Genomic DNA, 19,988 nt, shown 5'->3' with positions numbered 1-19,988 from the left:
TTCTATTCATTTTGTGTCGGCGGATAACCGAAATGGTCGTAACTTAGATTTGTCGCAATTCGACCGCGTGGTGTTCGTTGGATAAATCCGATTTGCATTAAATATGGTTCATATACATCTTCAATTGTAATACGCTCTTCCCCGATCGATGCCGCTAATGCATCCAATCCGACAGGACCCCCGCCGAATCGTTCAATCATTGACTGCATCAGTTTATGATCAATATGATCAAGGCCACGAGGATCAACTTGCAGCAGCTCGAGTGCCTGCTCAGCCAAACTTGTGGAAACAATGCCATCTGCCAATACTTGTGCATAGTCTCGGACACGTTTTAACAATCGATTTGCAATACGAGGTGTCCCACGGGATCTGCGGGCAATTTCAAATGCCGCATGCTTATCGAGCGCAACACCGAATAATTCGCCGGAGCGGACAACAATCTCAGCGAGAGACTGCTCATCATAATATTCCAAGCGCGATAATACACCGAACCGATCACGAAGTGGAGCAGATAAAGCACCCGCTCTCGTTGTTGCACCGACGAGTGTAAATGGCGGCAATTCCAATCGGATCGAACGGGCTTCAGGACCTTTTCCGACAACGATATCAAGACAGAAGTCTTCCATTGCAGAATAAAGCACTTCTTCAATCGCTCTAGGCAGGCGATGAATTTCATCGATAAAAAGTACATCCCCTGCTTCAAGGGAGCTTAAAATCGCTGCTAAATCCCCAGGCCGTTCAATTGCAGGACCGCTCGTCATCTTTACATTTACATCCATCTCATTTGCAATGACGATCGCTAACGTCGTCTTCCCTAAACCTGGTGGACCATAAAGGAGAACATGGTCAAGACTTTCCTGACGTAGCTTAGCGGCTTCGATAAAGATTTTAAGGTTTTCTTTCACTTTATCCTGGCCTATGTATTGCGCTAGACGTTGTGGTCTTAAAGATAGCTCAAACTGCTGCTCGGCATCTGTTGCTTCACCAGAAAGTACACGGTCTGACATGATTCTCACTCCTTTTTATTTCAATTTCAACAACAGCTTTAATGCCTGTTTAATATAGGCGTCTGTCGTCGTTAACTTTTCGTCTTCACTTAATTGGGGTCTGATTTTATCTAATTCTTTTTCTGAATAGCCTAAGGCGACAAGTGCCAGCATCGCTTCCTGCAACTCATGCTCATTCGGATTCACTCCAAATAATGGCAGTTCATTTTCGGCGCTCGGTAACTCGACGTGATCAAGCAGCATGTCCAGTTTCCCTTTTAAATCGAGAATCATTTGACGAGCTGTTTTCTTCCCGACACCCGGGAAACGGATTAAAAATGCTTCATCTTCCATTTCAATTGCCTGGATGACTGAAGTTGGATTTCCGCTCGCTAAAATAGCAAGTGCACCTTTTGGACCGATACCTGATACTTGAATCAGTTTTTTAAATAATTCACGTTGCTCCAAACTATTGAATCCATATAAATTTTGGGCATCTTCACGCACTTGTAATGACACATAGATTTGCTGTTCACTTGCAGATGTACGGAATGCAAATGGATTTGGTGTATAGAGCATCCAGCCAATGCCTTGTTGCTCTAATACAATATATTCTGGTGTAACCCTAGTAACCTGTCCCTTTAAATAATCATACATCGTTTTATCCCTCACATTTCTCGCTCTATTATAGCATAAGAACTGTGAATTACCGAACGTATGTTGCACCAAAAAAGAAAAGACCGTCTTTAAAGACAGCCTTTAATAGTTTATCATATTCTTCTCCATCTAACATCGATTATAAACTGCCAATCAGTTTTGCAATGAATCAATTTGTCTTGCAAAAGAATCATAATTTTTCATCCAGTCATAAACAATCGATTGAATAAACGGATAGCAGGAAAGCTTTTGCCGATCGCTGAGTTTTAAATAAAATAGACATTCCCTTAATATTTCATTCGGGAAAAACAGATAATGAAGCTTTTCCTGCGCTTTATGCAAATAATGATGGTCATTTACAAGTGGCTGGACCTCATACTGAACATGTGGTAATACGCGATGAAGCCATAAAATAATTTCATCTGACGCCTCTCCTAAAGAAGCTAAATCAAAATCAATAAGTTTCACGTCTTCACCACGTAGCATCACATTATGATGAACAACATCCCCATGTAAAATCGTTTGCTTTTCACTCGGAACTGTAATTTGAGCCATTAAACCTAAGGCATAGGAAGCATGATTGACTAAAATATCATAATTGCTTTTTAATAAACGTCTTAGTTCTCTTTCATGATTGATAAAACGTTCAAATCTCCTCGTCCACTTCTCCTGTAATTGATACGTGGACAAGATGCCCGTTTCCGCCCAAGGAATGACTTCATTTGTTTCATGCAGTTTTTCGATTGCATGGAGGGAAAGCTGCTGATGTTCAAAACGTTTATACTCCGCACTTTTTCCTTCAAACCAAAACTGCTTTAATATATGTGGCTCTTCATTTTCTATAAGTGGAATATGATATGGAAATTGTATATTTTCAAGCTCTCGATGAATCGCTTTAACTTTCTGCGCAACAAAACCATTTTCATAGTACTTCATAAAAAAGGACCCTTTATGTGTATCCCACTTCCAGCAATTTTCTTTAATTACTATTGACATGATTTCGGCGGATGTGGCATTGGTTGCATTTGAGGCATCTGATTTGCTGGATATGGCATCATTTGTGGCATGGTATTTTCATGATATGGCATCATTTGCGGCATGGTATTTTCTTGGTACGGCATCATTTGTGGCATGATATTTTCTTGGTACGGCATCATTTGTGGGTGACAGCAAGGGTTTGGTTGACGCATCATGTGATCAATCTCTTCATAATACTGGTGTACTAGGTGATCCTTATCCTGGCAATGATCTCTCTTCAACGATGATTCTTCATGGAAAATCGGCTGCATCTGCATTTGCATAGGCACCGACATCGGCATTTGTTCCATATACATATTTGGCTGCATTTGCATTGGGGATTCCATTGCCATTTGGTTACATTTCGAACATCCAGGCATTTGTGGCATTGGCATTGGTTGCATCTGCATTGGAGATTCCATGGCCATTTGATGACATTTTGAACATACAGGCATTTGTGGCATCGGCATTGGCATTGGCATGTGATGACACGTTGGACACATAGGCATTTGTGGCATTGGCATTGGCATGTGGTGACACGTTGGGCACACAGGCATTTGTGGCATTGGCATTGGCATCGGCATTGGCTGGATATATTGCGGTTGTTCGATAAAAATCGGTTGCTGTGGTTGCTGCGGAGGTGGTTGAACAACCGGTTGCTGTGGCATTGGCATTGGTTGCGGTACTGTCACCGTATTTTCAAATGTCGGCTGAACATGTACATTTGTTTGCCAACTCGGCATTGGCATCGGCTGTGGTTGCTGGAAATAAATAATATCCCCTTGCCAAATTGGCTTTTGCGGCTGTGGCATCGGCATTGGAGCTGGTGCTGGTGCTGGCGCTGGTGCCGGCTTAACCATTTGCTCTTTTTTCGGTGCTGGGGCTGGTGTTGGCGCTGGTGCCGGTGTTGGTACCGGCTGCTCTTTAACAGACTTTGGCTGTTCCTTCACAGGATGGTGCATTTCTTTTTTCGCTGTCGTTTCCGGTAAATAGATTTCCATTCCCGGAACAATATAGTCAGGGTTTGCTAAATGGGCATTTAATCGCTTTAACTCATCAAAGCCAACCGCGTATTGCTTCGCGATTTTCCACAAAGTGTCTCCCTTTTGAACAATATGAACGCGCACTTCTTTCCTCCTTTTCTCGTAATAGCATATGCACAAATTGTGCTATTGCCACAATGTTCACGCTTAGTTAGTGGTAAATATGATAAGATGAAAAGGAACTGGTATGCTAATTGAGGTGAATATATTGAAAAAATTATTAGGTGAAGAACGGCGTCTGGAACTGCTTGCATTGTTAAAGACTGCTGAACAGCCAATGACAGGTACAGAATTGGCGAAGCATACAAATGTTTCAAGACAAGTCATCGTCAATGATATGAATTTATTGAAAGCACGAAATGAACCGATTGTAGCAACAAGCCAAGGGTATATTTATATGCACAATGTCCAACAAACACGCCTTCAGCGAAAAATTGTCTGTATGCATAATCCAAATGAGGCAAAAGAAGAACTTTTCATATTGGTCGATTGTGGGGTTACGGTCGAAAGCGTTATTGTCGAACATCCGGTATATGGAGAAATTACCGCTTCGATCATGGTATCTAACCGCTTGGAAGTTGAGCATTTTGTGAAACGCGTCCAGGAAACTAATGCATTGTATCTTTCTGCATTAACGGATGGTACACACTTACACGTTATTAGCTCGGCTTCGGAAGAGAGTTTGAATCTGGCTGAAGCGAAATTACGCCAGCGCGGCTTTTTAATTGAAAACTAAGTTAAAACAGCTTATTCAAAAAGACACTTGTCAGATGAATAAGCTGTTTTTCTTATGAATAATCCCGTTGTAATCCATTTCTAAACAATGTTTTCCGGCGATAAACACTTAATGCAATCCCGATAACAAATGAGTTTAATAGGAGCGGTGTAAAACCATAACTTATAAAAGGAAGCGATAATCCGATAATCGGTAACCAGCCAAGTATCATGGCAACGGAATATCCAAACTGCATGCAATAAAAAGATACTGCTCCAATTACAAGCATTTTGCCATAGGAACGGGTTAATCGGTTCACTTTCCAAAGTATACGAATGGCGATTGCAAATAATACCGATACGATAACAATCCCCGCAATATATCCAAATTCCTGAATTAGCAGTACTAAAGCAAAGTCTGTATGCCCTTCCGGAATATAACGAATTTTCTCTGCCCCAAACCACCCTGCTTCATTTAGTGCATTTTTAACTGCCAAATAAACATAGCCTTCCGTTGTTGCATAGCTAGATGGATCCAAAAATGCATAAAACCGTACAAGCTGATAATCGTGCAACCGAGGAATGATAAAGAACATGCTACTCACTATGAACCCGATTACCGCTAAACTTGTCACAAGTTTTGTCTTGGCGGAATAGTCGCTAACAAAAAATAATACCGTCACTACCCCTGCATAAATGAGGGCTGCTATCAGGCTTGGTGCACTTAAAATAAACCATAACGGCAAAACAAATAACACGATTAACTGCCAGCTTTTAAGTTTTCTCTGCGTAAAAAAGCCTGCCCAAGCAATGAGCAGCAATGGTAAAACGGTCCAAGCTTGAATCTGTATCGGTCCTACCATTAAATAGCTTTGCCCTTGTACCATAGTTGTCGGAAAATAATTTAATATCATTAACAAAATAAGGGCACCAAAATATATAGCTAGACTGAAGCGCTCCAGCTTCCGATAATCGGTATACATCAGTGCTGCAATCAATATTACGGCAAATAGAAGGTGCAGCCATTTATTTCGAATAAAATAATCGGTCATATCAACTCCAAAAATGATGGTACTGTCAAATGATAAAATCGGGATAAAACTTGCACCTAAAAGAATGGCAACTAAACTAATCAGCAACCAGTCAATTTTCGGCCGGTGGATTTTGTCCATGGATTTTCCGATTTCAGACGCCGACCCCATTTCTTCGATTGCTTTTCTTTCGGCCTCCTCCGGTGTATACCCTTTTTTCATCCATGCATTTTTCGAATGTTCTATATGGTGCTTTAATTCGCCATATACATGAACCTGAGCTTCCTTTGACCGAATAAAGGCGGTTACTTTACTTAAAAACCTTTCACTCTGCATGCATGCGCACCCCCAATAGACGTTCCTTCATTGTCAGTTTCACATGCCCGCCTTGCTGTAATTGTTTTTTACCGGTCTTCGTTAACTCGTATCGCTTAACGCCTTCCTTCCAATTGGCAAGCACATATCCATCGCTTTCCTGTTCGTGAAGAATTGAATAGATCATCCCCTCATTGTTGACAACATCATGTATCCCCCTTACATGGAGTAATTGCGTAATTTCAATACCGGACTTCGCTTCAAAAAGTAGTGATAAAATAACCTTTTTCAACTCCTCAGCGCTTAACTGTCGCTGAACATTTTCTTTATGCTGCTCTGTGAACTTCATGCTGGAAAATGCAGTGCGATCCATCGCTTTTTTCAAATTTTTTAAACGATCATCCATTTTCTTCACGCTCCAGATGTTTTTTTAATAGTTGCTTCCCTTTTCGAAGCCTCGTTTTTACTGTACTCTCGTTAATTTGCAGTACATCAGCCATTTCCTTCATCGTCTGATCTTCGTAATAACATAAATAAATAACTTCACGGTATTTAATCGGCAGCGCCATGACCGCCTTTACTAAGTTATCATCTTCCTGTTGCTGGATGACCTCCTGTTCAACGGAAATACTGCTTTCCACTTGCATAAAAACTTCATCATCTTTAGCTTCAACATTTTTGGCATACCAGCTTTTCAGATAATCTTTTGAATGGTTAATTGCAATGCGCCAAAGCCATGTTTTTAACGACGATCCGTATTGGAAAGAAGGAAGTGCCCTGTAGCATTTAACGAAAATTTCCTGTGTCAGATCCTCGGCAATCGAGTTGTTATGTACATATTGCATGACAAGCTTTAATACGTCGTCTCCGTAATGTTGCATTAGTTCATCTATAATCGCTTCATTTGATAAGTTAGCGGTATCATTTATTAAATAACCTTCCACCGGAATACCTCCTTTCATCAATTAGACGAGCTCCGTTATTGGAAAGTTTGATTTCTTGACGGAATTTCTAATATATTTGCAGATTTTCTAATATAAATTTTATCTTCTAATAAAATGGCGATTTTCTAATATATCGCCCGGATGTTCTATCGCAGCAGGATGTACAAGTATCCGTATGATTTGTGCTAATATCCCGCAACAAAGTTCTAATATATTCGATACGCCTATTTTTTTCAGCCCTATACGTATTAAAATACTGTAGTGCGTATCCAAAATTCACCCGAGTTCTAATAACATCATTTCTTTTTCGAATAAATACCTACATTCTTCTAATAATAGGCAACATTGTTCCAATAAAAACCTGATCGATCCTAACAATCAAAAAATGCACTCCGCATAAAGCAGAGTGCACCTGTACATTTTATAAAAATCGTTTTCGCTGTTCTGGTGACGGTAACATGCATTCCTGCTTTTTCCCGAACCATTTGTAGCGGTTTTTTGCAATCCAGCGATACACAAGATCGCGAACCGGTTTTGGTACAACGATAAATACATAAAACAACTTCCATAAACCTGATAAATTTCGTGTAATATTAAGTGCGGCCGTCGATTCCGTATAATGCCGGTCATTTTCTATAAACACAATGCTGTCCGTTGTTTCCGGCACATCATACTTTTTCAATAAAGCTACTCCAATATCACTTTGAAGCGAGGCAAACTGAAACAATGCTTTCGGGTCACGTTTTATAATAAACTGGACACTTGCATCACAGACATTGCACTCTCCATCAAATAATAAGATTCGTTTCATGCTTTTCACCTCATTCCGGAGTGGCATATGTATAATATGTCCCGAGTGATTTTACTTTGCAGCCTAGCGCAATCAATTCTGCCATAGCGCCTTTCATCATCGGTTCCTCTTCATCTGCTAGTATATCAGTTATGAAGAAATAATTCCCGAGTCCTGTTTTCAGTGGTCGTGATTCAATTTTGCTCAAGTTCAGTTTACGCCATGCAAATACCGAAAGTACTTGATGAAGCGCACCAGACACATCTGTAGGTAATGTAAGCATAAATGTTGTTTTCGGCTGTGCCTGCAACGGTACTAAACCATGCTTTATATTTTGCTTCGATAAAACGAAGAAGCGCGTATGATTAAAATGGAAATCATGGATATTATGTTCGAGTATATGTAAATTATATTTCTCAGCGGCAGAAAAGTTCGCGACAGCAGCGATACATCGGTCTTCCGTACGGGAAACAAGTTCAGCTGCGGCAGCTGTTGAAGAATACGATGTCTGTCTTACATCACCATGATTGTAATATAGATATTTATGACACTGTGCCAAAGCATGCGGATGTGAATAAATCTCCTCGATTGCCTCGTTACTTTCTGCGAATTTTTTATTTACTAATAAATGTTGCTGGATTTTCGACATGACTTCTGCTGTAACGAAAAGCTCGGATTCATGATACAAATAGTCAATTGTCAGTGGGACAGAACCTTCCAGCGCATTTTCTACAGGGACAACCGCCAGTTCGACTTTCCCCTCAGATACAGCTTCAATGCATTCCGGGATGGATTTGTACGGGATATGCCAATCATGCGGGAACAATCCCTTTGTCGCCAAATATGTAAATGATGCTTCCGGACCTAGGTAAGCAACTCTTTTTTCCCAATTTTTTTCTGACATTAATAAGCACCTCGATTATAAGTTCTAAATTTTCTGGAAATTCATCCTATAAGAAAAGCTGTCCAATATGCCCTAAAACCTATTGGACAGCAATTTTTATTTAATTATATTCTGATGGAATTGCACAGGGACATCTCACTTTTCCCTACAAGCAACATCGCGCTTTGAAGAATAGTTAAAATGCGCCTGAACTGATTACTTCAGCAGATTCGATAAATTCAAGTTGATTTAAGCTGCGAATAAGTTCATCCAGCTCATAAGACATGCTTGTCACATCTAAAGAAAGCGTCACATTGGCACGTCCTTGAATGGGAATCGTCTGGTGAATCGTCAGTACATTGCAATGGGCATCAGATACAGTTTCGAGTAATTTGGCAAGTGTACCTTTTCGATCTTGCAATTGAATGAAAACCGTTAAAATACGCTCTTGCACAATCGAATGGAAAGGAAAAACTGCATCCCGATATTTATAAAATGCGCTGCGAGATAAATCCACTTCTTTTACCGCATCCCAAATGGATGAAACAGATCCTTTTTGCAATAATTGTTTTGCTTCCAATGTTTTTTGCATCGCATCTGTCAGGACATCTTCACGCACTAAATAATATCGCTGATTTGCTACGTTTTTCATCGTCATCCCCCACTTAATTAGTCGACAAAGTCAAATTCGAATTCCATTAAACGTACAGTATCGCCATTTTGAGCACCGCGTTTACGTAACTCTTCATCGACACCCATCGCACGCAACTGGCGAGCAAAGCGTCGAATACCATCTTCACGGCTGAAGTCTGTCATTTTGAACAGGCGTTCGATTGTGTAACCTGATAGAACATATGCACCATCATCATCACGTGAAATTTCGAAGTCGCCGCCTTGACCTTCATGCTTGTACATTACGACTGCATCCGACTCTTCTTCAAGAACATCATGTAATAAGAACTCCGGTGTCACTTCTAAAAGATCCGCAATTTCAAATAGTAATGGCTTTAACCCTTGACGTGAAACTGCTGAAACAGGGAAGATTTTTACATCCTCTCCTACTTTCTTTTTAAACTCTTCCAAGTTTTCTTCCGCATTCGGCATATCCATTTTGTTCGCAACGATAATTTGAGGACGCTCAAGTAATCGTAAATTATATTGTTCAAGCTCGTTGTTGATTGTTACATAATCATCATAAGGTTTGCGGCCTTCCATACCGGACATATCGATTACGTGTACGATGACACGTGTACGCTCAATGTGACGCAGGAACTGCATCCCTAATCCGACACCTTGGTGTGCGCCTTCGATTAGACCAGGTAAATCTGCCATTGCGAATGAACGGCCATCATCAGTTTCCACCATACCTAAGTTCGGTACTATCGTTGTAAAGTGATATGCGCCGATTTTAGGTTTTGCAGAAGAAACAACAGATAGTAATGTTGATTTACCTACTGAAGGGAAACCAACTAATCCAACATCCGCCAATACTTTTAATTCTAAAATTACTTCCAGTTCCTGACCTGGCTCGCCTTTTTCGGCTAATTCCGGTGCAGGGTTAGAAGGTGTCGCAAAACGGCAGTTACCGCGTCCGCCACGGCCTGCTTTAGCAATAATTGCTTGTTGGCCATGTTCAACTAAATCGGCAATGACTGTTTTTGTTTCAGCATTCATTACAACTGTTCCCGGTGGCACTTTAACGATTAAATCTTCTGCACGACGACCGTGCATCCCTTTACTCATTCCGTGCTCTCCACGTTCAGCTTTGAAGTGACGTTTGTAACGGAAATCCATTAACGTACGTAAACCTTCTTCTACTTCAAAAATAACGTTACCGCCACGTGCTCCGTCTCCACCTGCTGGGCCACCATTTGGTACATACTTTTCACGACGGAAGGCGACCATTCCATCCCCGCCGTCTCCACCTTTAACATAAATCTTTACGTGATCGACAAACATTTCTTTCACTCCTCATATGTGAAGAACATATTTCCAACTTGTATTCGTTTGTTCATATGTTTCCACATTAAAAATATTCTGTTCTATTGAAAATGGCGTCTGTTCCCATTTTCCCTTTAAATGAAATGAAATATTCCATTTATCTTCATATGTTTCGATGTTTAACAGTAATTGATGCTCTTCATATGGATCAAGCTTGTCGTAAACATGAATAATTGTGTTTTCCAAGTATTGAACAATCGCTTCATCGTACTTGCTTTGTATTGGTGTACTTACATCACTTGTCATGTTTAGCTGTAAAGCCGGATAACGCCAACATAGGGTATGAAGCCATTCAACTGTTTTCGTTAATTGAAGTCGATTGATGTTCGAAAGTATTTTACAATGTTCAGACTGGTCAAAAATCACCTTTTTTGCCTCGTCCACTCGTCCTAAATCTAAGTTCATCTGGATCAAATGAAGCTGATTCAAATAATCATGATTTGCAAAGCGCAATGCTTCACTTACAGTTAATTTTGAAACGGTCATTTCACACACTCCGTATTCCAATATTATTAGTATAACAAGTATTTCATCTATTTTCCTTCCATACTTCATACTCATACATATTCAATACTTAAGAAAATTTCAATCATCCATTTCCATAAAGGCATCTCTGCACTCAACTATGAATTTGAGTAAAAACTTAAAAAAAGGACTGCAATAAATGCAGTCCTTTCATTGCAAGAATTATGCTTCTTGAGCTGTAGGGTATACAGATACTTTTTTCTTGTCGCGACCATAGCGTTCAAATTTAACAACGCCGTCAACTTTTGCGAATAATGTATCGTCACCACCGCGGCCTACGTTTGTACCTGGGTAAATTTTTGTACCGCGTTGACGGTAAAGAATTGAACCACCAGTTACGAATTGACCATCAGCGCGTTTAGCACCAAGGCGTTTAGACTCAGAGTCACGTCCGTTTTTAGTAGAACCTACACCTTTTTTAGATGCGAAGAATTGAAGATCTAAAGTTAATAATAACATTCTGTTCCACCTCCTAGATCATTTTATATTTCAATTCGATATATTCTGAATAGCTCGCAGTCATTGTATAGAACTGTGTCACCATTGTGTTCAGAATAACTTGTAATTTAGCGTCTGTTTCATCATTCAGTTCAGCTTGTGGAACAGTTACTTTCAAGTAACCACCTTCAGCACCTTGTTCGATTTCAGGAGTAATTCCTGTAATTTGCGGGATTGCGTTTACTGCACCAAAGGCAACAGCAGAAGCACCTGCACAAACTAAATCACGACCATAGATATCCGATAAAGCATGTCCTGAAATTTCAAATCCATACGATTTACGATTTTCATCACTATAAATAGTTACTGTAATCATGTCCGTCACCTACTTATTAAGCGTTGATAGTTTCAACTACTAATTTTGTATATGGTTGACGGTGACCTTGCTTACGACGGTAGTTCTTTTTCGCTTTAAGTTTGAAAACAGTAATTTTCTTTTGCTTACCTTCTTTAACAACTTTCGCTGTTACAGTAGCGCCAGCAACTGTTGGAGCTCCAACTTTAACTGTTTCTCCACCTACGAATAAAACTTTGTCAAAAGTAACGATTTCGTCAGCAGCCACACCTAGTTTTTCAACATAGATTTCTTGACCTGCTTCAACTTTGATTTGTTTACCACCAGTTTCGATAATTGCGTACATTAAAATGCACCTCCTCTTAGACTCAGACTCGCCCGGAATTGCAGGTGACCTATAAAGGTACTTAAACCTGTTCAGCGCGGTTGCAGTAGCACGGGTGCTACAAACAATAACATTAAAATACTACCACACCGAAATTATCAAGTCAACCGCTTCATTACTATTTTTTCAAAAGCAGCACGGTATTTTCGATATTTCCAATCTCCAATTACTTTGCTCCATAAAAAGAGACTTATAATTGCTAAAGATAAAGTTTGCGGCAATAAATATAATAGTACGATAATTGTTACCGTAAGTAAATAAAAAGAAGCCGTTAAATAAAATTCGAAAATTTTAGAAAACGGCCGCCGTTTCAAAATGCTGAAACAAACTATTCTTCCACCATCAAGGGGCCAAATAGGAATAAGATTAATAGCTAAAATAAATAACTGCACCTCTATTAACCTCGCACTCAGCATATCAGGCAGAAATAAACTGATAAAAATCCCCACACATGTTGCAACCGGTCCACCAATAGCGATAATGATCAGCTGCTGATAGGATAACTGCAATTCATCCTTAATCGTCATCTCCCCGCCATACGGAACAATTTTACATTGCGTTATTTTGGCTCCGACTAGCTTTGCAGCGATAAAATGACCTAATTCATGAAATAATAGCGAAACAATAATAATACTGTATAAAGCAATATCACCATATAAAACAATTGATAAGAGCAGTAACAAAAATAATGGATGAATCGTGACTTTCATCTAAATTGGCTGTTCCTTTAGCCAGCGAATCGTTTCTTCCATATTTAAAACTTCCCCGTTACGTTCAATCTGAATGTAGAGTTCCCCGCTTTTTTTCGTTGCGACGACAGTTCCTTTTGTTACTGTCGTGTATGGTAATACATAGAAGTCGTCCACAAATCCAAATGTAACCGTATCCCCTGTATCATAAACAACCGAGACCGTTTTTCCGTTATATTTTGTATGGCCCGTAAACACAATCAATCCATCATACAATGCATTTAATACGAAAGGTTCATCATACACGAGTAAATATCCGTCATTAAAACGATCAATCGTCTCAAACAGCTGTAATTGACTAATCGATACATCTGCACTAACAGGGAGCTGCTGGTCTTCATTAGACAACATATTCACAACCGCTTTTCGCATCATGACTAAATCATCTGAACTATAGACAATGGAATGAATGACACGTTTTGTAGCGATATCCCCATAATAATTACAGCTATAAATAATAACAAAGACAATACTCGCGATGAGCCACTGCCATTTTTTCAAGCTCACCATCCAATCTTTTTGCACTAGTATATGTCAGGAACGACAATACAATTCAAGAATGCCTGTACATAGAAAAAAAGCTGTAAAGGATAATTGATTTTATCCCATACAGCTTACTTCTTATTTAAATAATGCTTTTATTTTTGCGAAAACGCCTTTTGGCTGATCATCTTCCAAGGACATTAACGGCACAGAATCACCTAATATACGGCGTGCGATATTACGGTATCCCAATGACGCTTTGTTGTTCGGATTCATGACAATTGGTTCACCTTTATTGGATGAACTGATAACATCTTCACTATCAACGATGATTCCCAATAAATCAATCGATAAATGAGTAGTTACCTCTGTGATATCCATCGCATCTCCGGTGTTCATCAAACTTTTACGGATTCGGTTAATAATAAGTTTAGGCGGTTCGATCGGCTCCTGCTCCAGCAAACCGATAATTCTATCCGCATCTCTTACTGCTGAAATTTCAGGTGTCGTCACAACAATGGCACGATCCGCACCAGCGACCGCATTGCGGTAGCCTTGCTCAATACCAGCCGGACAATCAATTAAAATATAGTCAAACTCACGCTTCAACTCATCAATTAAAGCTTTCATCTGTTCAGGATTGATGGCGTTTTTGTCTGTATTTTGGGCAGCAGGCATCAAGTATAGACGTTCATCTACACGTTTGTCCTTTACTAATGCCTGATGCGTTTTACAGCGGCCTTCAATTACGTCCACTAAATCATAAATGATTCGATTTTCCAAGCCTAATATAACGTCTAAATTACGCAGTCCGATATCCGTATCGACTAGACAAACTTTCTTTCCTTGAAGTGCCAATGCCGTTCCTAGGTTTGCAGTCGTAGTAGTTTTCCCTACTCCACCTTTTCCTGAAGTTATAACGATTGCTTCTCCCACATTAGCGGCCCCTTCCTTATATAAGGTAGCTTTTTGAGCTCCAGTTTCATCAGTATTCTTAGAGAATAATAATTCTTCATCACTCATTTAGCTTCCTCCTTTGAATGTTGATAAATTCGGTCGTACATTTCTTATTTCCTGGATTCTATCATATGCGATTACATTATTTTCTCCAAGATAGGCAAAAATTTGATCGGTATTGTCTAGTATATATTGCGTCTCGTTCGTCATTACTTCCACATAATTCCCAATTAATATATGTGTTGGTTCAAAATGTGACGCGGATACAATTGCTTGTTCATTGCCACCCATGCCTGCATGCACAATGCCTTTTAACTTACCCGCAATATGTACATTACCCCCTGCCTCAATACGTCCGTTTGGATTGACATCACCTAACACAAGTATATCACCCGTTACACGAATCGTTTGTCCGGAACGCACAATACCTACATATGTTTCAAAGCGACTTGTCTCAAGCAATTTATGGCTTTCTTCTAATGTAATGACATCACTTTGAATTTTTTTCACACATAGTTTTTGCTGTTCTTCCACAATATCAGTAAGCTGGTCTTTTTGCTCTTGTGTACAGTAACGTTTTCCTAAGTGCAATTGTACATCTATTTTACCATCAAGATGGCCGTCTGTAACTTTTTTTCCAAGTTCTTCTACCAACTCGGTAAAAGAACATTGGTCATCCAAACGAAGAACTAACCCATCTTTTGTTCCTTTAATATGGATAAGTTGTTTTTTCATAGCTTTTTCAAGTCACCTCGCGCTACATAATAACGAAAAGAAAACAATCGGATTATAGGTCCGTTTTGTTTCTTTTCGTTTTTTTAAAATGCTATTGTGCCCGTTGAAATACACGAGCGTTAAGACAATATTTAAACGCCCATGCAAGCATTATCAAAAATAATAGATTACCAATTGTTGTCGGAACTAATCGATTCACTAGAAACGGCTGAAGCGCCATCGTTGTAAATTGGAGCATATAGAAAAATTCATATACAACAAATTCGAAAACAATCATTAGCAATAATGCCAAAATCGTAGAAAATACTAAATGTGGATGAACACGTTTTACACACCATGCCGCAATATAGCAGATAGCGGGATATAAAACCGTATAAAGACCAATAATATTAATATAAAACACATCAAAACAAAGTCCAAAAATAAGACCATAAATCATGGCTTTTTTTCGGCTGTAATAAATGGCTAGAAAAATTAAATATAAAATTAAAAAACGCGGAATCAAATAATAGATTCCTTCGCCCAACTGCAATGGGGAGAATACAGCAAATTCAGATTCAAGCAAAAACAGCAAGACAGCAACGAAGCCAATTAAAAATCGAGCGAGCATTACTCATCCCCCTCATTTTCATCGGCTGGTCCGTTTACTAAATCTTCATTTGTACTGCCACCGTCAGAACCATCTACCGAAATTGTTTTGCGCTTAGCAATAATAACATGTTCGATCATTGAAAAATCTGCTGCTGGTTTGACATAGGCCATTTTCGTTAAACCGAAATCATCAGTTGTTACTTCTGTAATCTCCCCGATTAAGATACCTTTCGGGAAGATTCCACCTAGTCCAGAAGACAATACTTTTCCGCCTTCTTTCAAGTCAACTTTGGAATCGATACGCTTTAATAATAATTCGTTACGCTCAACGTCATAACCTTCTACTAAACCATGAATTTCCCTATTCTTTTCATCATGTACTACTGCAGAGACACGATAGTTTTCATTATTCGTATAAAGCAATTCCACTTCTGAAGTATAAGGTGTTGCGATGACAATTTTACCAACTAGCCCTCGCGAAGTCATAACAGCCATGTTTTTTTCAACACCGTCTGCAGTCCCTTTATTTAAAATAATTTTTTCTTCCCACTGATCAGGGTTTCTCGCGATGACCGTCGCCTGAATTGGGTCGAAATCACGCAAACTTTCCTCGATTGATGCGAGTTCACGCAATGAAGAATTTTCGGCCTTTAATGTACTTACTTCCGCCTTCAGGACGGCAAAGTCTTCTAGACGCATCTTTAAGCGCTGGTTCTCTTCATACGTATTTAACAGCGAATCAATATTGCTAAAAATACCTGTTATGTAATTAGCCGGCTTTGCGACAAGCGATTGTGCAAAGCCAACTGTATCTTTAATAATTTTCTCGGGTAATGTTGCGTTATGACGATCACGTAAAGAGAAACCAATCAATGCCACTAGAAAAATCACGCTTACTAATAGGACAATTAATTTTTTATTAGAAAAATGTGGCACTGCCAGTCCTCCTTACTTCAATTGTTGCGCTCGAATTAAAGCGATGTTGTCTAATGCTTTACCCGTTCCGATCGCAACACAATCCAACGGATCTTCAGCAATAAATACAGGCATTTTAGTTTCATCGCTGATTACTTTATCTAAATTGCGTAATAATGCACCACCGCCTGTTAAAACAATGCCGCGCTCCATTACGTCTGCAGATAATTCAGGTGGTGTTTGTTCCAATGTTTTCTTAACGCCATCTAAAATAACTACAATAGCTTCATGTAAAGATTTTGAAATTTCGTCTGATGTAATTTCAATAGTTTTTGGTAAGCCTGTTAACAGGTCACGTCCACGAATCTCCATCGTTTCAGCAGGTCCTTCAGCACGTGCCGTACCAATTTCTACTTTAATGCTTTCCGCTGTACGCTCACCAATTGTTAAGTTATATGTTTTACGGATGTAAGCAATGATGGATTGATCCATTGCATCACCACCAACACGTACTGATTCACTTGTTACAATACCACCAAGAGAAATTACAGCTACTTCTGTTGTACCTCCACCGATATCTACTACCATCGAACCTGTTGGCTCCCATACCGGCAAGTTAGCACCGATTGCTGCTGCAAACGGTTCTTCAATTGTAAATGCTTCTTTTGCGCCTGCTTGACGGCTTGCATCAATAACCGCACGTTGCTCAACTGAAGTAATACCATATGGCACACAAATCATGACATTCGGTTTCTTCCAGTTAGAACCCGATGCTTTCATTGCTTCTTTTAAATAATATTGAATCATTGCTGTTGTAATTTCAAAATCAGCAATAACGCCATCTTTCATCGGGCGGATAGCCACGATTGAACCCGGTGTACGACCGATCATATTTTTTGCGTCGTTTCCGACTGCTACAATATCGCCTGTTTTTGTATTTTTCGCTACTACTGAAGGTTCACGCAATACAATTCCTTTACCTTTTACAAATACTAATGTATTAGCTGTGCCAAGATCGATCCCGACATCTTTATTCCCTAATCCAAACAAATTAAGTACTCCCTTTCTTATTAAAACAATTTCTAATTTATGATGCTAGCAAAATCATACGCTCTATTATAACGAATTACATCAAAAAATTATAGTGTTACAAGCACCGAATCGCGACTTTTGTCGAATGTTTTTTTCTACAACACTACTTTACTATTGTATTTCTATTTCTGTTACGAAACAAATAAAATTAATATGTAAGATTTAACAAAATCGCCACATGCTTATGACGAATATAACAAATAAAAGTTGCAATTGCGAAAATTGTCGACGAATTTTTAAATCCGTAATAATTGTTATCGCAATGTAATAATTCCTAATTTATAAAATAACTACAAAATAAAAAGACAAACGCTTTAATACGTTTGTCCAGTTATCTAGCATTCCCTAGAAATATCCCTTTTCCTTCATGCTTATAAACTGATGATCACCAATGATGACGTGATCGAGCAAATCGACTCCGACTATTTTGCCCGCTTCATAAAGTCTTGTTGTGACATCGATATCTTCAGGACTGGGTGTCGGAATGCCGCTTGGATGGTTGTGGGAACAAATGATAGAAGCAGCGGAACGTTTTACAGCTTCGCGGAAAATTTCACGGGGATGGACGATGCTGGCATTCAAGCTCCCAACAAATATGGTTTGTTTATGGAGCACCTGATTTTTTACGTTGAGAAAAAGACAGACAAAATGCTCCTGCTGTAATGACGTCATATCCTGCATTAAAAAGGTCGCTGCATCTTCCGGCGAGCGGATCGTAAAGCGTTCTTCCAAATCTTTCGATGCGAGTCTTCTTCCAAGTTCGATCGCAGCAAGCAGCAAAACTGCTTTTGCTTCCCCTATTCCTTTAATCTCGGTCATTTCTTCAAGTGTTGCATGCTTTAAATTATGCAATTTTTCGAAGTTGATCAATACCCGATTGGCTACTGTCAATACAGACTCACTTTTTGTTCCAGTACCGAGCAATATGGCAATCAGCTCCTGATTCGAAAGACTTCTTGCGCCTTGGCGGATGAGGCGTTCCCGCGGGCGGTCTGCTTCATGAACGTCATGGATTTTCATATTCAATAACGGTTGTTGGACCGTCATTTACATCACTCCTAAAATGGTAGTTTTAGTAGTTGTAATGTAAGCATTTTTTGAACTAATGTAGCAATTGGTAAACCGACGACATTATTATAGTCCCCTTCAATACGGTCAACGAGCATGGCGCCACTCGTCTGTATTCCGTATCCGCCTGCTTTATCGAATGGATCTCCTGTCTGAACATAGGCCTTGATCATTTGCGGAGAAACATCTTTAAATAGCACCGATGTTATTTCAACAAATGTATGCTCTGTTCCGTCCGCCAAAATAAGAGCTACAGCTGTCATCACTTCATGTCGATTTCCGGCAAGCTTCGTTAAATGCTCTACGGCTTCTTCCTCCGAAACAGGCTTGTGCAGTAGTTGGTCATTAAACACAACAATTGTATCCGCTCCGATAATACAATGATTAGGACATTTCTTAGCCACATCACGCGCTTTCAATAATGCCACTTCTGTCACATATTCATGAACCGTATCGCCCGTGACGCTTGTTTCGACAACATCGCTTGTCACAATCTCAAACGGGACATTCAGCATTTGGAGCAATTCCTTTCTCCTTGGTGAAGCAGAAGCTAATATAAATTGTTCATTTGTAGTAAAATTCATTTCCAATCCTCCTACATACTATAGTAACTGAGAAATGGAATTTTGAACAACAGCCAACTCTATATGCAAATATACGAAAAACAAAATTTCATTATGTTTTCCACGATTAAAATGTTACTTTCAAGCAATCAAGACTCTCAAAATAATTTATAAACATATGCAGACGAACAACATTAGGATTCGTCGAAAGCTTTGAAACTTCTGTCATAATCCCTGTCCAGTCTTCCGGTACCTGTTTTTTGTCAATTGCTTTAGTATCCTCAGCCGAGAACAATTTCGGATCTTTCAATGTGACCGGCAGCTGGAGTTCTGCAGGATTAGGACAGCTGCTCGCAATCTTAATTTTTTTATAAAAACCGGTAGGCACAATTGTTAATGCCGTTTCCACTTTTTCTGTATCCAGTCGGGACCAGACAAAATACTGATCGCCCACTTTAACAACTGCTGCTTTATTTAACGTAGGATAAGTCCCCAAAAATTGTGCTGCACTATCAAAATTTGAAAAAACACCGTGCTGCAATGCAAAATACTGTTGCTGTACTTGCTGCTCCTCGGGTGTTTGAACAGTCGTCGGGATTGTTTCTGCAGCTTCTTCGGTTGTCGTAGGTAGTTGCAGAATAAAAACAAATAGTATGACGCCAGCAAGCCCTGTAATACTTCCAATGAACATTGCTTGAAAAATGGCATTATTCCTTAAAGCTTTCATTGTTGCCACAGCTCCATCTCTTTT

Annotated in this window: 26 protein-coding genes and 1 other annotated feature; of the genes, 1 reads left to right on the top strand and 25 read right to left on the bottom strand. The window is 39.5% G+C overall.

Annotated features, from left to right (window positions below):
* Positions 1-2: 2 nt before the first annotated feature.
* From ruvB to M3166_RS01495, 4 genes are all read right to left on the bottom strand, one after another.
* Entirely contained in the window at positions 3-1,007 is a 1,005-nt protein-coding gene (ruvB, locus tag M3166_RS01510; RefSeq protein WP_251686684.1) for a Holliday junction branch migration DNA helicase RuvB, read from the bottom strand.
* Between the two features lie 15 nt (positions 1,008-1,022).
* Positions 1,023-1,643: a Holliday junction branch migration protein RuvA gene (ruvA, locus tag M3166_RS01505; RefSeq protein WP_079528015.1), complete on the bottom strand. Its 621-nt coding sequence runs from the start codon at positions 1,641-1,643 to the stop codon at positions 1,023-1,025.
* A 153-nt stretch (positions 1,644-1,796) separates the two neighbouring features.
* Positions 1,797-2,579, bottom strand: coding sequence for a phosphotransferase (locus M3166_RS01500; protein ID WP_251686683.1), 783 nt, complete (start codon positions 2,577-2,579; stop codon positions 1,797-1,799).
* Positions 2,580-2,629: 50 nt separating this feature from the next.
* The gene (locus M3166_RS01495; protein WP_251686682.1) at positions 2,630-3,787 is read right to left on the bottom strand and encodes a LysM peptidoglycan-binding domain-containing protein; all 1,158 of its coding nucleotides are present in this window, start codon (positions 3,785-3,787) and stop codon (positions 2,630-2,632) included.
* A 103-nt stretch (positions 3,788-3,890) separates the two neighbouring features.
* Here M3166_RS01495 and M3166_RS01490 point away from each other — a divergent pair, with 103 nt between their 5' ends.
* A complete protein-coding gene (locus M3166_RS01490) occupies positions 3,891-4,439 on the top strand; it encodes a transcription repressor NadR (protein WP_251686680.1) in 549 nt (182 codons plus the stop codon).
* A gap of 52 nt (positions 4,440-4,491) precedes the next feature.
* Here the strand turns inward: M3166_RS01490 and M3166_RS01485 are convergent, their stop codons facing one another.
* From M3166_RS01485 to M3166_RS01385, 21 genes are all read right to left on the bottom strand, one after another.
* A complete protein-coding gene (locus M3166_RS01485; RefSeq protein WP_251686678.1) occupies positions 4,492-5,784 on the bottom strand; it encodes an FtsW/RodA/SpoVE family cell cycle protein in 1,293 nt (430 codons plus the stop codon).
* Entirely contained in the window at positions 5,774-6,169 is a 396-nt protein-coding gene (locus tag M3166_RS01480; protein ID WP_251686676.1) for a helix-turn-helix transcriptional regulator, read from the bottom strand. The genes M3166_RS01485 and M3166_RS01480 overlap by 11 nt, the downstream gene beginning before the upstream one ends.
* A complete protein-coding gene (locus M3166_RS01475; protein ID WP_251686674.1) occupies positions 6,162-6,707 on the bottom strand; it encodes a sigma-70 family RNA polymerase sigma factor in 546 nt (181 codons plus the stop codon). The genes M3166_RS01480 and M3166_RS01475 overlap by 8 nt, the downstream gene beginning before the upstream one ends.
* A 421-nt stretch (positions 6,708-7,128) precedes the next feature.
* A complete protein-coding gene (locus M3166_RS01470; protein ID WP_251686672.1) occupies positions 7,129-7,518 on the bottom strand; it encodes a thiol-disulfide oxidoreductase DCC family protein in 390 nt (129 codons plus the stop codon).
* A gap of 10 nt (positions 7,519-7,528) precedes the next feature.
* Positions 7,529-8,401: a prephenate dehydratase gene (pheA, locus tag M3166_RS01465; protein WP_251686670.1), complete on the bottom strand. Its 873-nt coding sequence runs from the start codon at positions 8,399-8,401 to the stop codon at positions 7,529-7,531.
* Positions 8,402-8,576: 175 nt separating this feature from the next.
* Entirely contained in the window at positions 8,577-9,032 is a 456-nt protein-coding gene (locus M3166_RS01460; RefSeq protein ID WP_008405215.1) for an ACT domain-containing protein, read from the bottom strand.
* A 17-nt stretch (positions 9,033-9,049) separates the two neighbouring features.
* Positions 9,050-10,339, bottom strand: a complete 1,290-nt coding sequence (gene obgE / locus M3166_RS01455; RefSeq protein ID WP_251686667.1) for a GTPase ObgE — start codon at positions 10,337-10,339, stop codon at positions 9,050-9,052.
* Between the two features lie 12 nt (positions 10,340-10,351).
* The gene (locus M3166_RS01450) at positions 10,352-10,867 is read right to left on the bottom strand and encodes a Spo0B domain-containing protein (RefSeq protein WP_251686665.1); all 516 of its coding nucleotides are present in this window, start codon (positions 10,865-10,867) and stop codon (positions 10,352-10,354) included.
* A gap of 201 nt (positions 10,868-11,068) precedes the next feature.
* Complete coding sequence (gene rpmA, locus M3166_RS01445; RefSeq protein ID WP_008405208.1) at positions 11,069-11,365, bottom strand: 50S ribosomal protein L27; 297 nt, start codon at positions 11,363-11,365, stop codon at positions 11,069-11,071.
* Between the two features lie 13 nt (positions 11,366-11,378).
* Entirely contained in the window at positions 11,379-11,720 is a 342-nt protein-coding gene (locus M3166_RS01440; protein ID WP_008405207.1) for a ribosomal-processing cysteine protease Prp, read from the bottom strand.
* 16 nt (positions 11,721-11,736) lie between these two features.
* A complete protein-coding gene (gene rplU, locus M3166_RS01435) occupies positions 11,737-12,045 on the bottom strand; it encodes a 50S ribosomal protein L21 (protein ID WP_251686663.1) in 309 nt (102 codons plus the stop codon).
* A gap of 14 nt (positions 12,046-12,059) precedes the next feature.
* Positions 12,060-12,137: a sequence feature (ribosomal protein L21 leader region), on the bottom strand.
* Positions 12,138-12,182: 45 nt separating this feature from the next.
* Positions 12,183-12,794: a site-2 protease family protein gene (locus M3166_RS01430; protein WP_251686661.1), complete on the bottom strand. Its 612-nt coding sequence runs from the start codon at positions 12,792-12,794 to the stop codon at positions 12,183-12,185.
* Positions 12,795-13,343, bottom strand: coding sequence for a M23 family metallopeptidase (locus M3166_RS01425; protein WP_251689990.1), 549 nt, complete (start codon positions 13,341-13,343; stop codon positions 12,795-12,797).
* A 111-nt stretch (positions 13,344-13,454) separates the two neighbouring features.
* Entirely contained in the window at positions 13,455-14,252 is a 798-nt protein-coding gene (gene minD / locus M3166_RS01420; protein ID WP_251689989.1) for a septum site-determining protein MinD, read from the bottom strand.
* 87 nt (positions 14,253-14,339) lie between these two features.
* Complete coding sequence (locus M3166_RS01415) at positions 14,340-15,008, bottom strand: septum site-determining protein MinC (RefSeq protein ID WP_251686659.1); 669 nt, start codon at positions 15,006-15,008, stop codon at positions 14,340-14,342.
* A gap of 91 nt (positions 15,009-15,099) precedes the next feature.
* Complete coding sequence (gene mreD / locus M3166_RS01410; protein WP_251686658.1) at positions 15,100-15,618, bottom strand: rod shape-determining protein MreD; 519 nt, start codon at positions 15,616-15,618, stop codon at positions 15,100-15,102.
* A complete protein-coding gene (mreC, locus tag M3166_RS01405) occupies positions 15,618-16,535 on the bottom strand; it encodes a rod shape-determining protein MreC (protein ID WP_251686656.1) in 918 nt (305 codons plus the stop codon). The genes mreD and mreC overlap by 1 nt, the downstream gene beginning before the upstream one ends.
* A gap of 12 nt (positions 16,536-16,547) precedes the next feature.
* Entirely contained in the window at positions 16,548-17,564 is a 1,017-nt protein-coding gene (locus M3166_RS01400; RefSeq protein WP_079528052.1) for a rod shape-determining protein, read from the bottom strand.
* Positions 17,565-17,951: 387 nt separating this feature from the next.
* The gene (gene radC / locus M3166_RS01395; RefSeq protein WP_285848679.1) at positions 17,952-18,653 is read right to left on the bottom strand and encodes a RadC family protein; all 702 of its coding nucleotides are present in this window, start codon (positions 18,651-18,653) and stop codon (positions 17,952-17,954) included.
* Positions 18,654-18,664: 11 nt separating this feature from the next.
* Positions 18,665-19,258 carry a Maf family protein gene (locus M3166_RS01390; protein WP_251686653.1) on the bottom strand — a complete coding sequence of 198 codons (594 nt, stop codon included), beginning with the start codon at positions 19,256-19,258 and terminating at the stop codon, positions 18,665-18,667.
* 106 nt (positions 19,259-19,364) lie between these two features.
* Complete coding sequence (locus M3166_RS01385) at positions 19,365-19,964, bottom strand: translation initiation factor 2 (RefSeq protein ID WP_251689987.1); 600 nt, start codon at positions 19,962-19,964, stop codon at positions 19,365-19,367.
* Between the last annotated feature and the right edge of the window lie 24 nt (positions 19,965-19,988).

It is taken from the genome of Solibacillus isronensis, assembly GCF_023715405.1.
In the GTDB taxonomy this organism is placed as follows: Bacteria; Bacillota; Bacilli; order Bacillales_A; family Planococcaceae; genus Solibacillus; species Solibacillus isronensis_B.
This window is presented reverse-complemented; position numbering and strand designations above follow the sequence as displayed.

What these genes read in the sequence shown, in the direction of transcription:
- ruvB (WP_251686684.1), bottom strand. Translation starts at nt 1,007, where the DNA reads ATGTCAGACCGTGTACTTTCTGGTGAAGCAACAGATGCCGAGCAGCAG.
- ruvA (WP_079528015.1), bottom strand. Translation starts at nt 1,643, where the DNA reads ATGTATGATTATTTAAAGGGACAGGTTACTAGGGTTACACCAGAATAT.
- M3166_RS01500 (WP_251686683.1), bottom strand. Translation starts at nt 2,579, where the DNA reads ATGAAGTACTATGAAAATGGTTTTGTTGCGCAGAAAGTTAAAGCGATT.
- M3166_RS01490 (WP_251686680.1), top strand. Translation starts at nt 3,891, where the DNA reads ATGCTAATTGAGGTGAATATATTGAAAAAATTATTAGGTGAAGAACGG.
- M3166_RS01485 (WP_251686678.1), bottom strand. Translation starts at nt 5,784, where the DNA reads ATGCAGAGTGAAAGGTTTTTAAGTAAAGTAACCGCCTTTATTCGGTCA.
- M3166_RS01480 (WP_251686676.1), bottom strand. Translation starts at nt 6,169, where the DNA reads ATGGATGATCGTTTAAAAAATTTGAAAAAAGCGATGGATCGCACTGCA.
- M3166_RS01470 (WP_251686672.1), bottom strand. Translation starts at nt 7,518, where the DNA reads ATGAAACGAATCTTATTATTTGATGGAGAGTGCAATGTCTGTGATGCA.
- pheA (WP_251686670.1), bottom strand. Translation starts at nt 8,401, where the DNA reads ATGTCAGAAAAAAATTGGGAAAAAAGAGTTGCTTACCTAGGTCCGGAA.
- M3166_RS01460 (WP_008405215.1), bottom strand. Translation starts at nt 9,032, where the DNA reads ATGAAAAACGTAGCAAATCAGCGATATTATTTAGTGCGTGAAGATGTC.
- obgE (WP_251686667.1), bottom strand. Translation starts at nt 10,339, where the DNA reads ATGTTTGTCGATCACGTAAAGATTTATGTTAAAGGTGGAGACGGCGGG.
- M3166_RS01450 (WP_251686665.1), bottom strand. Translation starts at nt 10,867, where the DNA reads ATGACCGTTTCAAAATTAACTGTAAGTGAAGCATTGCGCTTTGCAAAT.
- rpmA (WP_008405208.1), bottom strand. Translation starts at nt 11,365, where the DNA reads ATGTTATTATTAACTTTAGATCTTCAATTCTTCGCATCTAAAAAAGGT.
- M3166_RS01440 (WP_008405207.1), bottom strand. Translation starts at nt 11,720, where the DNA reads ATGATTACAGTAACTATTTATAGTGATGAAAATCGTAAATCGTATGGA.
- rplU (WP_251686663.1), bottom strand. Translation starts at nt 12,045, where the DNA reads ATGTACGCAATTATCGAAACTGGTGGTAAACAAATCAAAGTTGAAGCA.
- M3166_RS01430 (WP_251686661.1), bottom strand. Translation starts at nt 12,794, where the DNA reads ATGAAAGTCACGATTCATCCATTATTTTTGTTACTGCTCTTATCAATT.
- M3166_RS01425 (WP_251689990.1), bottom strand. Translation starts at nt 13,343, where the DNA reads ATGGTGAGCTTGAAAAAATGGCAGTGGCTCATCGCGAGTATTGTCTTT.
- M3166_RS01415 (WP_251686659.1), bottom strand. Translation starts at nt 15,008, where the DNA reads ATGAAAAAACAACTTATCCATATTAAAGGAACAAAAGATGGGTTAGTT.
- mreD (WP_251686658.1), bottom strand. Translation starts at nt 15,618, where the DNA reads ATGCTCGCTCGATTTTTAATTGGCTTCGTTGCTGTCTTGCTGTTTTTG.
- radC (WP_285848679.1), bottom strand. Translation starts at nt 18,653, where the DNA reads ATGACGGTCCAACAACCGTTATTGAATATGAAAATCCATGACGTTCAT.
- M3166_RS01390 (WP_251686653.1), bottom strand. Translation starts at nt 19,258, where the DNA reads ATGAATTTTACTACAAATGAACAATTTATATTAGCTTCTGCTTCACCA.
- M3166_RS01385 (WP_251689987.1), bottom strand. Translation starts at nt 19,964, where the DNA reads ATGAAAGCTTTAAGGAATAATGCCATTTTTCAAGCAATGTTCATTGGA.